Origin of the sequence: Lysinibacillus sp. KCTC 33748, from assembly GCF_002237755.1 — a bacterium.
Taxonomy (GTDB): domain Bacteria; phylum Bacillota; class Bacilli; order Bacillales_A; family Planococcaceae; genus Lysinibacillus.
This window is the reverse complement of sequence record NZ_MWSJ01000012.1, coordinates 68,251-82,222: the sequence shown is the minus strand read 5'-3', so window position 1 is coordinate 82,222 and position 13,972 is coordinate 68,251. Positions and strand designations below refer to the sequence as shown.

Below are 13,972 nucleotides of genomic sequence, written 5' to 3'. Positions count from 1 at the left end.
CTAAATCATTCTCCTTATTATAGAATAAAACCAGTATAAAACAATAAACCTGACAACTGATTGTCATGTTGCTATGTCATTTTTGTAAATGATCGCTATTTTTTCAGCACGACTAGCAATGATTTCCCGTAAATGTTGAGGTTCAAGCACCTCTACATGATGGCCCAAGCTAAGAATGAAACTATAGAGCCATTCATTTTTTGGATACGCCTTTTTTACTAGCCAACTGCCATCCTCATCTGGCAAAAGTTCTTCAATACCAAACCATTCTTCTGCTAAATGCCGAGCTTCATCTTGGAATCGAAAGACAACTTCTGGTACATCGGATGGCTTGAATTTACGCTGGCCTTCACCCTGTTTCTGAGTAGCGTGATCTCGACGAATGAAGTTTTTTTCACGATCTACTTCGAGCCCTTTCATTCTTTTTAGTTTAAAGAGGCGGAACTCTTTTTTCTCTAGACAATAAGCTTGTAGATACCATTGCCTTCCTTTGAGCATGAGCATATGTGGCTCTACTATTCGCTGGGAAACTTCACCATCTGCATTCGAATAGGTGAAGTACACTAATACACAGCTATCTATTGCTTCGTCTAATAGTTGTAGTTTCGGACGGAGTTTTTCAATACCATCCCAAGGAGAGTAATCGATTAGTACGCGATTTGTCTTATGTTGAAATTCTTCTTCATGTGCTGGTAGTACGACACTATTTATTTTTTCCACAAGGCGTTGGTGTTGCTCTTTGCCGTATGAAGTGGAAATACTGCGAAGAGCGGTAACGATAGTAGCAAGCTCGTCATTTGTTAGCAAATTTCGATCCAAACGGTGACCTTCTGCCAAACCAATGCCACCATTTGTTCCTTGATAGGTGACGATCGGGATGCCGGCTGCATTAATTGAATCAATATCTCGATATATAGTCCGAATGGATACCTCAAACTGCTCCGCCAGGTCCTTAGCCTGCACCTTTCGACGGTTCAGTAGAAGAATAATAATAGATAAGAGTCTTTCCAGTTTCAAAATATGTAACCTCCATTTGGATGTTAAGTAATTCTTAGAGAATACTTGATTAGATGATATTGATCGTTTAGTACAAGTGCAAGTTACACCACAAAAATTATCATATAACAACATAAACCCTTCTAACTTTAATGGTTTGAAGGGTTCTGTTGCGTATATTAATTTTTCATAATGAAAAGTTAAAGCCAAACATCATTTTCTGCTGTTTGCTCTGTTTGTTCTTGTCCAGTATTCACAACACCTTTAGGCTCTACAAGCATAATTTCACACTCGGATGCAGCGTAAGGCTTATGATCGACATTTCGTGGAACAACAAACATTTCCCCTTCCTTCAAAGTAACTTTTCCATCACGAAATTCAATGATTAAATTTCCTTCAATGACGATAAAAACTTCATCTGTATCTTCATGTTTCTGCCAAACAAAATCCCCTTGTACTTTGACTAGCTTAAATTGATAATCATTCATTCAGCAATAAGCTTTGGAGACCAGAGTTCTTGGAATATATCTAATTTCTCTTGTAAATTAATCGGTACGTAATTCATTCTCTGTTCCCTCCATCCTCTTTGCGACCCTAATATAAGGTTAACATATTGACACCACATAAGTGGAAGATTCTTATCGTTAATGCAAAGAAACAGCTACTGCACTTCCGCAGTAACTGTCTCTTCATTACACATCATATTTTTGATGCATCTCATCCGTATAACGATTATAACGCTGTTTATATAGTTTAAATAAATGGGTTACTAGCACTTTTAAAATGGCATAGCCCGGAATCCCTAAAATGACACCTGGTACGCCAAATAAAGAACCCGCCGTTAATAACACGAAAATAATTGTAATTGGATGGATACTCAGTGATTTACCCATAATTTGTGGAGAAATAAATTTCCCTTCAATGAGCTGTACGACCGTCCAGACAATGGCTAGCTTAATAAGCATGAATGGCGATGTAACAAGAGCGATAATGACCGCTGGCGTAATGGCGATAACAGGCCCTAAGTACGGAACCACGCTCGTAACCATAGCAAGGAAGCCAAGCAATAAGGCATATTTCATACCGATAATTAAAAAGCCAATAGTCACCATTGCACCTATGCACATGGACACTAAAATTTGTCCTTGAATATAGGAACTAATTTGCTTGTCCATGTCATGTAAGATTTCTGTTACTTCTTTACGCGTACGTGGCGGACAAACTTTTATAATAAAGCTCGGTAGTTTTTTACCATCTTTAAGTAAGTAAAATAAAATAAATGGCACTGTCACTAATGATAGAACAATCCCAGTTAACGCTGAAACGAATCCAGTAATTCCAGATGCTACGCCTTGCGCCAAATTCGCAGCCGTATCTTTTACCGTTTCCACCATATCTGTAGTAAAATTCTCTACCATTGAGTCATAATTTAAATTAACTTTATCTAAGTATTCGTTGAGACGTGCATTATTGAGAAACTCAGCAATATTTTGTGTAAATGCCATAAAATATCCTGGGAATTCCTGTGCTAAATTAGTAAACTGGTCTCGTAAAAACGGATAGACAAGTACTACTAATAACGTAATGATGCCAATCAGAATAATATATAGAAGAAAGATACCCCAAACCCTTGGGATCCGCCATCTTTCGAAAAGCCCCAATATTGGACGAAGTAAATAATACCCAATAATGGCTAATACCCCTGGCAGAATAACTACCTCAAATAAAACTTTTAGCGGGGTAAATATAAAGGAAACTTTTTGAAACATAAAAATTACGCACGCTAATAATAATAAAACAATCAGTGTAAAAAATAAGTTTTTACCACCGATAAAGCGAATAAACTTCGTTGAAAAGAAATTTGAACGCTCATCTGATCTGTCTTTTTCCATCTAATCACCCCAATACCAATCCTATATCCTTATTTTACAAGATGATGTTGGATTTTGCTAAAAATCACTCTAAAGGAATTCCTAAAAATTTACGTAAAAATTCTTTGTTTTTCTCTACATCCATAACAATTGAATCACCGACACCTCTAAAGCTTTGGAAATTATAACTACCTTCAATAGGAACTGTTGCTTTTTCTATATTGACTTTACCTTTCGACACCATTTTCAGCACTTGTTGAACTTCTTCTGCTGATGAATAGTCCGTCGTTATATATCCTTGCGCTGCTCCAACGAATTTTGGTAAGTTCAACATATTTTGAGGTGATAAAACTTCATTTTTTAAGGCTTCGATCACCTTTTGCTGACGTGCTACTCGACCGAAATCCCCTTCAGCATCGTGACGGAATCGAGCAAAGCCAAGTAATTCTTGACCGTTTAAGTTATGAACACCTTGTTTTAATGAAACCCCAATATTTTCGGACATATCTTTATCTACATCGATTTCAACACCATTTGGCGCTAAAATATCTACTAGTGATTCGAAATTTTTAAAATCTATAATGGCATAATGATGAATCGGTAGGCCAAACATATTGGTAATCGTATCTTTTAATAATTGAACACCGTCTAAATAGTACGCCGTGTTAAGCTTATAGGATTTATAACCAGGAATATCTGCATAAATATCTCGCATGAGCGACACGAGCTTCATATCATTTGTTTTCTTATTCCACGATAATACCATCATTGTATCTGTACGTGATTTTTCTTCACCACGAGTATCAATCCCTAATAATAAATAGTTTTCCACATCGCCATTTACTGTATCGCCCTTGAAATTCTCTTGGGCTACCTTTGTATCATTTGCCAATTTCAGTCCACTTCGATATTGCATAACGGAATAACCTGCAATCACGATGACAAACAGTAATAACAATGTGAAGAATGCTCGCCCTTTACGCAAACGCTTTTTTTGTGGGCGCTGCGAGCGTCTTGAATAATCTTGCTCTTCCATAACTGTTAACTCCTCTATTTTTTATAGTAATGTAACGATTCCATCGAAAGAAAGGTTCATTTTATAGTATGTTGCGAATCCTTTCAATAACTATTTAAAGGTTATTTTACACCCTTTTTGCCAGGAATGTACCAAATAATGCTATAATATTTTCACGACAGAAAGGATGATGATCATGATTGAGAAAGCTACGTTTGCTGGCGGTTGTTTTTGGTGTATGGTAAAGCCATTTGTTGAATGGGATGGTATACATAAGGTCACTTCTGGCTACATGGGTGGCCATATAGACAATCCTACTTATGAGGATGTCAAAAAAGGTACTTCTGGCCATTTAGAAGTAGTCGAAATTGAATTTGACCCTAGCGTTTTTAGTTATGAGCAGCTCCTTGAGATTTACTGGATGCAAATCGACCCTACAGATGCTTTTGGTCAATTCCATGACCGTGGTGAATCATATACGACAGCTATCTTTACTTATTCAGACGAACAAAAGCGCATTGCAGAAGCTTCCAAGGAAAAGCTAGCAAACAATGGTCGCTTCGATAAACCTATTGTAACCACAATTCGCGATGCTAAGCACTTCTACCCTGCAGAAGATTATCATCAGGATTTTTATAAAAAAGAGTCGGAGCATTATCAGAAAGACCGAGCGCTTTCTGGCCGTGATCAGTTCATCACTGAGCATTGGGAGAAATAATTTTTATGATATTTCATTTTGATTGACGTCCCTTTTTTACTCATGGCTTAGCCGTTTTCAAAATGGATTTTTCTTTTTTTGTTTACGTGTATAAAAAATAATGAACGGTCTATACTATTTAAGATTTCACTTTCAAATCCAATGACAAGGAGGGTTAACCCGATGAGTGGGGCTGACCGGTAACTCAGAAGGACCATCAAAGCTGAATGAAGCTAAAGCACAGTTTCTTAAAAATTTTAAGATCAATGCGGAAGCGAGGCAGTGTGTCATGGAGCACTATAAGTAAGTGAATCAAGCCCGGAATATTACTATTCCGGGTTATTTTTTGTTTTATCCCCTCTTTAATTATTCTTCACACGATAACGGCTAACTGACACCATGGTGTTGCTGGCGCTTCCGCTTTCGCGCAGACAAAAACATGTGTTGCTGGCGCTTCGCTTTATCACAGACAAAACATGGTGTTGCTGGCGCTTCGCTTTCGCGCAGACAAAAACATGGTGTTGCTGGCGCTTCGCTTTCACGCAGACAAAACATGGTGTTGCTGGCGCTTCGCTTTCGCACAGACAAAACATGGTGTTGCTGGCGCTTGCTTTCGCACAGACAAAAACATGGTGTTGCTGGCGCTTCGCTTAACATCTGAGGGCCTAAGGCGATTCAGGACGCATTTATGCCGGAAAAGTATAGCCGTTGGATTTTTTTCTTTTTAAAAACGTGTATAGAAAATAATGAACGGTCTATACTATTTAAGATTTCACTTTCAAATCCAATGACAAGGAGGGTTAACCCGATGAGTGGGATTGACCGGTAACTCAGAAGGACCATCAAAACTGAATGAAGCTAAAGCACAGTTGTCTTAAAAATTTAAGATCAATGCGGAAGCGAGGCAGTGTGTCATGGAGCACTATAAGTAAGTGAATCAAGCCCGGAATATTACTATTCCGGGTTTTTTTATTTTGGTACTGTAGCTTTGAAAATCTCCTCTTTAGTTATTCTTTGTGGTGATTTATTTAATGGATATTTATGACAAAATCGATGATGTGAAAAATTGTACTTCAACTATTCAAGCGGTATAGTTGAAGAAGGTACTAAACATAAATTCAAAAAATTTACAGTCAGACAGGAGCTAAATACGATGATTAAAGGTATCGGGGGAATATTTTGGAGAACTAACAATCTTGATGTTATCAAAAAATGGTACAGTGACGTGTTGAAGTTGGACATAGACAATTGGAATGGAACTGTGATTAAACCCGAATTAGGAAATGAGACGATCTTTTCATTCTTTAACGAAAATGACAGTTATTTTCCAATAGAACAACAAGTAATGTTAAATTTCCAAGTACATGATATAGACGAAACTATTAAGCATCTTGAACAAATTGGTGTACCTCTTGAAAAGGAAAAAGAGATTAGTGAATTTGGAAAGTTTATTTGGATTAAAGATCCTGAAGGTCGACTGATCGAGCTTTGGGAGAGATAGCGGTTTGTAATACTTTTTATATAAAAAGGAAGTGCCTAATTCTGTTGAATTAAGCACTTCCCTTTTTCCTTCTTAAACTGTTTTCAAAAAAGACTGCAGAGCCTCGTAGAAACGTTCGCCATATTTTTCGAATTTTACTTCACCAATACCGCTAACATGTCGTAAATCTTCTAGCGCATTCGGTTTTTTGTCACATAAATCACGTAATGTTTTATCAGAGAAAACAACAAATGGTGGCACCTTTTCCTCATCTGCAATCTCTTTACGTAATAATCGTAAATGCTCAAATAACGGATCATTGTCTACAAGCTTACGTACAGTAACAGCTTCTTTTCTCATGACTTGTTGATTCCCGAGTAAGACCTCTTTTCCTTCCTCTGATACATAAATGGTTGGAAACGTGCCATGTTTAACGGCAAGAACGCCCTCAGCAATTAAAAACTCAATAAAGGTTGAGACATCCTTTGAGGAATATTGCCCTTTTAATATGCCATAGGTAGATAGCCTTGCAAAGCCAAATTCAGTGACCTTTTGATTTTTGGAGCCTATTAACACTTGGGCCACCATTGTCTTACCGAATTTCTGCCCCATCCTTACGACACAGGCTAATACCTTTTGTGCATCTACCGTCACATCTTTCACTTCTCGTCCATCATTACAGTTACTACAACGACTACAAGGCATCCCTGGTACTTCGCCGAAATACGTTAAGATGGCATTTTGTAAACAGCCTTCTGTATGGCAATAATCCACCATCGTTTGCAGCTTTCCTAATTCCTGTGCAATCCGTGTTTCATCCTGCGTCTGTTCAATTAAAAAGCGCTGTGTTTGAACATCACCTGAAGCATACAGTAAAATACAAGCACTTGGTAAGCCGTCACGACCTGCACGTCCGGCTTCCTGATAATAGCTCTCCATATTGCGTGGCATTTGATAATGAATAACAAAGCGTACATTACTCTTATCAATACCCATGCCAAATGCATTGGTAGCTACCATAATGCGCGCTTCATCTTTTAAAAAGCGCTCTTGCTCTGACATACGCATGTCCTCTGATAATCCCGCATGGTATTTTGCAACAGCTTCGCCCGAACGACTTAACAGCTCATAGATCGCGTCTACAGCCTTTCGTGTAGCCGCATAAATTATGCCCGCTTCATTTTTATTTTTCATTAAATAATTTTTAATGTAGCGCTCTTTGTTTTCACCGATTAATACAGAGAATGCTAAATTGTCGCGTGAAAATCCTGTAATGACAGTTGATTGCTCGTCAATGTCTAATAATTGTCTAATATCATCACAAACAGCTGGTGTAGCTGTGGCAGTAAGTGCTAAGACAGTTGGTTTTTGCGGCCACAACGTAAATAATTTTTGGATTGCTCGGTAGCTTGGTCTAAAATCATGCCCCCACTGAGATATACAGTGTGCTTCATCCACGGCAATCAAAGGTACAGATAAATTCGATAATACTTGTAAAAAACTTGCACTTTCTAATCGCTCTGGTGCTATATAAAGAAGCTTTAAATAACCCGCACTAGCAAGCTGGATTGTTTCATTCACTTCTTGCACGGTTAAGGTACTATTAATATACGCCGCTGGAATATTCGCAGCACGTAATGCTTCTACCTGATCTTGCATCAAAGAAATCAAAGGGGAAATGACGACTGTAAGGCCATCTAGCATGAGCGCCGGAATTTGATAGCAAATTGATTTACCTCCGCCAGTTGGCATCACACAAAGACTTGATTGACCTCGTAATGTTTGTTCAATAATTGGTTCTTGTCCATTGCGAAATGAATCATAGCCAAAATGATGTTGTAGCATTTGTTTTGCTTGCTCCATCCAACTTTTCACTCCTCAGTTTTTAGACGAATAAGCTTATACTCGCCCTGTTCATTTTTATTTATTTCATATACCATCATAGAGTTTGCAAGTGCCTCTTGACCAGCAGAATTTGTTAGGACATATTCTGTTTTGGCACGAACAATAATATTTTGTCCTTCCATGGTGATATTTTTAATTGTCGTATCAGAAAAATATATTTGTGCTTTTTTGGAAGCGTAATAGGCAACCATATTATCCAGGGTGCTTTGTAAATCGTTTGACCCTACGAAAGATTTCATGACACTAGCATCTTGAACCTCAACAGCTGCTCTTAATTGCTTATGAAATGCATCTAAAAATAACTTTATTTCATCGGTATGAAAAGCAAAAATGTTCTTTCCATATTGATCAATTGCTTGCAGGACGGCTTCCTTATCACCCTGTTCTATATACGGATACAAGTTTTTGGCTTGAGTTAGTCTATTACTTGGCTTCATGCCACTTTCACACCATTCATCCAATAACATTACAATATCTTTAAATGGCAATATATACGGCTGTGATACACCGTTTTCCTTGCGTTTAAAATAGATGCCCACAAGTTTGCCATTCTCCGCTTCTAGAACCGGACTCCCTATACGTGTATTTTGATTTGCATCTATGTAATAAGCTGCTACACTGCCACTATATTTTTGAATAGTATGTGGTAAGCTATCGACATAAACAGCTAACTGATCTAATTCCCCATTATAAACGGTCGGTACCTTTACCGATACGTTATAGGAAACTTCTAAAATGGCTATATTATAAGCTGTCGATAAATAATGAACTTCGGCTTCCTTCAGTTTATCATTATTAAATTGTACAAGCGCAGTTGGCTTTGAAGCCACGAGCGCCCCATTTGTCACAATATAAAGTTTCCCATCCTCTTTTTTAACAATAATCCCTGCACCGATTCCGTTCTCCCCAACTACCTTTACTTCCGGAACAATTTTTTCTTGCTGCTTCGTCACAGCCTTTTCCGATTTCACATCGGTCTTTTTACTTTGAACTACCTCTGCCAATGTATCATTGCCACAGCCGGTTAAAAGTAAAGTTGTCGCTCCAAGAATGAGCATCTTTTTCCACATACGTTCACCAAAACTTTCTATCATTCGATTATGCCTTGACATAATTGCGTCCGGAGACTTTAACTTCTTTCAGTGGCCGTGCTGAACAATAACTTCAACCCTTATTCATCTCATCACCTATAGAAGTGACCTGAAAGTAAGTTAAACATCTTTCTATTCTATCATAAACAACGTTACGCTTCGTTTCAAGTTTACATAATAATATTATTATTTTATTTGTATTGTTAAAATAAAGCTCTCGTCTTATGTTCAATTCGTTCTACCTATAAAAAACGGCTCTTTATTATCTTTGCTATGGAAAATGACTTATCATTTGCGGTTAAAATGATATAAAAAAGAAAGCTTCCCTCTTCAATTATTGAGCTTGCTAAACATGTTGAGTTCGAGGCAACTGAAAAAGAAATTTATTTTTAATAGATCTTTTTAAAGGTATCTCGACGAGTGAACTGGAGACGATGTAGAGTGTCTTAAAGAAGTTATATCGTTTGGATGGTGATGTAAAGGTGGTTTTGAAGAAGACATTTAATTAGATATGGATGAAAACCAAAATGACGTTCAGTTGAAGATCTTATAAAAGATTGAAAGACGAAGAAATCATAATTAGGGAGAATGATCGATAAAATAAATGTTACTATTGAGGAATCTGTCTCATTAAATGGTGCAGATCATTATTTATTTCATTCTCGTACTAACTATGATAACCCGATATTACTTTATTTACATGGTAGTCCAGGTCCCCATCTAGAAAATGGCTGGCAAGCTCCCCTTAAAAGATTATGTATCATTTCTCGATTTGTTTACTGATGCATTATTACACCTCAATAATAATGAACATCGTAAACTAATTATTGGACGTATATTTATTGTTTCCAGGTAGTTTCTTGATTGTATTCCATGCTTCAATCGCTTCTTCACGACTTTTCCCTTGATTTTTTGGGTCAGAAAAAAAGTCACGGATGAATTGATTATATTCAAATTGGGGTGCAATGTTATTCTTATATGAAGGGTCTTTCTTCCGTTCTTCCTCCTTATTCCAAGCATCTACGACATCACGATATGTTTTTCCAACATTGTTTTTAAAATAGCTTTGGATATAGGTTGAAAAATGAAATTTAGGGAGTACTGTCTTAAAAAACGCCCTTACATTTTGACTACAACGATGATTTTCGGTAATGAGTGTATCAAGACTTAAGTCTACTTGCTGTTCTATTTTCTTCGCTTTTAATTTTCTGACAGGTTTCTTAATCTCTCCTGTCTGTAGAAATGTTTCAATCCTATTGGAAATCTCTATTTTAGAACCAGAAGCACTTATTCCGTTTTTTCTACAAAAAGTTTGCAATTCTTCCTTTAACCAATAAAAATCCTTAAAACTTTCTACACTTATATCTTTCGTAAGTTTAGGTCTCATTAATTATACCTCCATAATACTTATTCCACATTATAGAACGATAGTTCACATTTGGCAAAACCAAGCACGAAAACAGCATAAAAAACATGCGCGTACATTCGCGCATGTTTCCACATTATTTTTTCTTAAGAAAAATGATAGTAGCTATAATGCCTAGCATTAATGTGATAAAAATTGCATAGGTAAATGTATGGTTACCCGTCACATCATAGCAATAGCCAATCAGTATTGGGATAATGGCGCTTATCATGAAGCCGCCTGAAAGCACCATAGATGACCAGCTATTCGCTTCTTCGTCATTTCTTGCCTCATCCAATGGTAGCAATAAACCGATTGGAAATAAGCCGCTTAATACAATACCTATAATGAATACCGCAATCCATAACAAAGTCCCTGATCCTACCCATAGCAACACAAAGCCAATAATGCCAAAGACCCCTAAAGAGAAGAGCCAGCCGATTCGACTCGACCATTTTTCCATTAATATAGGGACCAAAATATTCCCAATCATTTGTACAATCGACATAAATGTTAGCATAGAGCTTGCGGCGCCAAGAGAGAAGCCTTTATCCTGTAACATCGGCGCTAACCAGGACATCATGGAGAAGAACAAAGATGTTTGTAAACCAAAGTAAATTAAAATGGTCCAAGCACGGACATTTTTCCACGGATTTCGTGCTACTTTTTCAGTAAATACAGCTGTCTCTGGTAGCTCTTGATTTTGTATAGTCAAGATCCATATACAAAGAGCAATAATAGCAAGTATTGCCCAAGAGCCAAGCGCGATCGTCCAGCTCTCATGAAAATGATTATAAAATGGTAATGTTAGTGCCGCACTCAATGTTGCCCCTGTTCCTATTCCAAATGAATAAATACCAACCACCGTAGTAAAACGGCTCGGGAATTTTTTCTTGCTATAGGCATTTAATATAGGTCCTATCAGTGCAATGGCAAATCCTGCCGCAAAGCTTGTTACTACAAGTAGTACATAACTTTCTTTTAAAAAGCGTAGGCCATTTGCTATTGTTAGGATGATTAGTAAGAGCGTAATAGCTGTTTTTGTTCCAAGTTTTCTTTGTAATGGGACTGCAAATGGTGCAAAGAGTCCCATACAAAACACCGGAATAGATGTTAAAAAGCTCATTTTCGTATTTGATATATGGAGTGATTCTAAAAGTACATTAAATAGTGGTCCTATTCCTGTGACTGCTGGGCGCATATTGAGCGCAACCAAGAAAATACAAACAACCACAAGTACCATGGAAACACGCCTTTGCTTTTTCTCCATACTTTCTAAAAACCTTCTCTCTAAATATACGGTTAAAAATTCAACGAAATTTGATAAGACCTTTGAATTCTCACTATACCCTTTTACCATTTTTTCTAGTAATGGTCAATTTCCATAGCTATTACTAGTTGCATGTTGTAGCGAGCACGATGTTGTAGACACACTAATCGTTCTTACATATTTTTAGGTGCGGCAATGCCTAATAGTGCTAACGACTCTTTTAACACAATGGATACACAAAGACAAAATGCTAATCTTGATTTTATTTGGCTGTCATTGACCAATACTTTATTTTGCGCATAATATTTATTAAATTGACGTGCTAATTGTAAAGCGTATTTAGCAATTTGTGATGGATCAGCTTGTTCAAAGGAGTTAGTAATTACTTTCGGAAACTGTTCGAGTAATAAAATAACAGGCCATGCTTGCTCACCTAATGCTTCGAGCGATACTGCATAACTTTGTGCATCTGCTTTTGCCAAAAGAGATACGATACGTGCATACGTATATTGAATATATGGCCCTGTTTCACCTTCAAAATTCATCATGTGCTCAATAGAAAACTCAATGTCATGAAGACGATCATTTTTTAAATCATTAAAAATGACCGCTCCTACACCAACCTGTCGTGCGATACTCTCTTTATGCATTAAATTTGGATTTTTTTCCTCGATATTTCGTTTCGCCGTAGCAATTGCCTCTGTTAGTACATCTGTTAATAGAACGATCTTTCCTTTACGTGTCGACATTTTTTTACCCTCTTTTAATATCATCCCAAAAGGCACATGCTGCAAGTCTTTTGCCCAATCATACCCCATCTTCTCAATGACCTTAAATAATTGGCTAAAATGAAGTGATTGTTCATGTCCTACAACATAAAATGATTTTTTAGGGTCATATTGCTGTTTACGATAAAAAGCAGCTGCTAAATCACGTGTAGCATAGAGCGTAGCACCATCAGTTTTGGTTATTAAGCATGGAGGCATATTGTCTATTTCAACGACATGAGCACCCTCGGATTTCACAAGCAGTTCTTTTTCTTCCAATTCCTTAACAACAGCAGCCATTTTGTCATTATAGAACGCTTCCCCAGCGAATGAATCAAAGTCAATTCCAAGCAATCCGTAAATGTTTTTGAATTCTTCGAGTGATGCATCTCTGAACCATTGCCAAAGAGCTAACGTCTTTTCATCCCCATCTTCTAATGCTTTAAATGCGGTACGTGCCTGTTCATTCAGTGAATCATCCTGCTCCGCTTCTTCATGGAATTTTATATAAATTTTTAGCAGTTCCTCTATTGGGGCAGCTTCAATCGTCTTTTGATCTCCCCATTTTTGATAAGCGACGATTAATTTACCAAATTGCGTTCCCCAGTCACCCAAATGATTAATGCGAATTGCTTTGTAGCCGTTTTTCTCGGCAATATTGGCCAAAGCATTACCGATCACTGTTGAACGTAAATGGCCCATAGAAAAAGGCTTCGCTATATTAGGTGAAGAAAAATCTAGCACTATATTCCCTTTTGACTCTTGTTGAGTCCCGTATAAATTTTTCTCTTTTACAATTTGACTAAGAACTTGTTGAGTAATCGTAGGCTGATGATAAAAAACATTGACATAACCACCTACTACTTGAACTTCTTGTATGCAATCGCAGCTTATATTATTTTTTATGTCTGACGCGATAGTGTGAGGGGACTTTCTTAATTTTTTGGCTAGCGTAAAGCACGGGAATGCCAAATCCCCTAAGTCCAATTTTTTTGGTTTCTCCAGTAAGTTTTGAACTTCAATAACGGACAGCTCATTATTTAATGCCTCAGCTATACTTTTTGCAATTTGTCTATTCATATTCATTCTCCTCTCTATACATAAATCCATTTTCTTGTAGACAAACAAAGCGTCCATATTTTGAATTGTGCACGGACGATTCATACTAAATGAAAATAAAAAAAGCCCTCGTCTCTAAAATAGAGACGAGAGCATAGTTATCCCGTGGTACCACTCTAGTTGCCATATAATATGACCACTTTCCATTGTTAACGAGGTGACTCCCCGATATTCTCTACTACAAATTTGAGAACCTTCTCCAAAGTGCGTTTCATTTATGGCTCCTGCATTAGGCTCACACCATCCCTAATTCGCTTTCCAGTTGCTCCATAAACTACTCTCTTCATCTCAGAATTTAACTGTAATTTCAAATTATATTACAGTAGTTCCTTTTTTTAGTCAACTGTCTTTTGATT

10 protein-coding genes, 1 pseudogene and 1 other annotated feature are annotated in these 13,972 nt (G+C 37.2%); of the genes and pseudogenes, 2 read left to right on the top strand and 9 right to left on the bottom strand.

Annotated elements, in window-relative coordinates; all coding sequences use genetic code 11:
• Positions 1-63: 63 nt before the first annotated feature.
• From B1B04_RS15255 to B1B04_RS15240, 4 genes and pseudogenes are all read right to left on the bottom strand, one after another.
• A complete protein-coding gene (locus B1B04_RS15255) occupies positions 64-1,017 on the bottom strand; it encodes a helix-turn-helix transcriptional regulator (RefSeq protein WP_079562296.1) in 954 nt (317 codons plus the stop codon).
• A 179-nt stretch (positions 1,018-1,196) separates the two neighbouring features.
• Positions 1,197-1,561, bottom strand: a pseudogene (locus B1B04_RS15250) (cupin domain-containing protein).
• A 127-nt stretch (positions 1,562-1,688) separates the two neighbouring features.
• Entirely contained in the window at positions 1,689-2,888 is a 1,200-nt protein-coding gene (locus B1B04_RS15245; protein WP_079562295.1) for an AI-2E family transporter, read from the bottom strand.
• A 64-nt stretch (positions 2,889-2,952) separates the two neighbouring features.
• The gene (locus B1B04_RS15240; RefSeq protein ID WP_079562294.1) at positions 2,953-3,903 is read right to left on the bottom strand and encodes an LCP family protein; all 951 of its coding nucleotides are present in this window, start codon (positions 3,901-3,903) and stop codon (positions 2,953-2,955) included.
• 175 nt (positions 3,904-4,078) lie between these two features.
• Between B1B04_RS15240 and msrA the strand changes: the two genes are divergently transcribed.
• Positions 4,079-4,600, top strand: coding sequence for a peptide-methionine (S)-S-oxide reductase MsrA (msrA, locus tag B1B04_RS15235; protein ID WP_079562293.1), 522 nt, complete (start codon positions 4,079-4,081; stop codon positions 4,598-4,600).
• A 1,132-nt stretch (positions 4,601-5,732) separates the two neighbouring features.
• Positions 5,733-6,080 carry a VOC family protein gene (locus B1B04_RS15230; RefSeq protein ID WP_079562292.1) on the top strand — a complete coding sequence of 116 codons (348 nt, stop codon included), beginning with the start codon at positions 5,733-5,735 and terminating at the stop codon, positions 6,078-6,080.
• A 72-nt stretch (positions 6,081-6,152) separates the two neighbouring features.
• On the opposite strand, the gene recQ is transcribed toward B1B04_RS15230, so the two are convergent.
• From recQ to argS, 5 genes are all read right to left on the bottom strand, one after another.
• Positions 6,153-7,922 (bottom strand): DNA helicase RecQ, encoded by a 1,770-nt coding sequence (gene recQ / locus B1B04_RS15225; RefSeq protein WP_079562291.1) that lies wholly within the window; start codon positions 7,920-7,922, stop codon positions 6,153-6,155.
• Positions 7,923-7,930: 8 nt separating this feature from the next.
• Positions 7,931-9,076, bottom strand: a complete 1,146-nt coding sequence (locus tag B1B04_RS15220) for a TcaA NTF2-like domain-containing protein (protein ID WP_240518310.1) — start codon at positions 9,074-9,076, stop codon at positions 7,931-7,933.
• Between the two features lie 799 nt (positions 9,077-9,875).
• Positions 9,876-10,442 (bottom strand): DUF6434 domain-containing protein, encoded by a 567-nt coding sequence (locus B1B04_RS15215; protein WP_079562289.1) that lies wholly within the window; start codon positions 10,440-10,442, stop codon positions 9,876-9,878.
• 115 nt (positions 10,443-10,557) lie between these two features.
• Entirely contained in the window at positions 10,558-11,730 is a 1,173-nt protein-coding gene (locus B1B04_RS15210; protein ID WP_079562288.1) for an MFS transporter, read from the bottom strand.
• A 173-nt stretch (positions 11,731-11,903) separates the two neighbouring features.
• The gene (gene argS / locus B1B04_RS15205) at positions 11,904-13,577 is read right to left on the bottom strand and encodes an arginine--tRNA ligase (protein WP_079562287.1); all 1,674 of its coding nucleotides are present in this window, start codon (positions 13,575-13,577) and stop codon (positions 11,904-11,906) included.
• A 118-nt stretch (positions 13,578-13,695) separates the two neighbouring features.
• Positions 13,696-13,915, bottom strand: a binding site (T-box leader).
• Between the last annotated feature and the right edge of the window lie 57 nt (positions 13,916-13,972).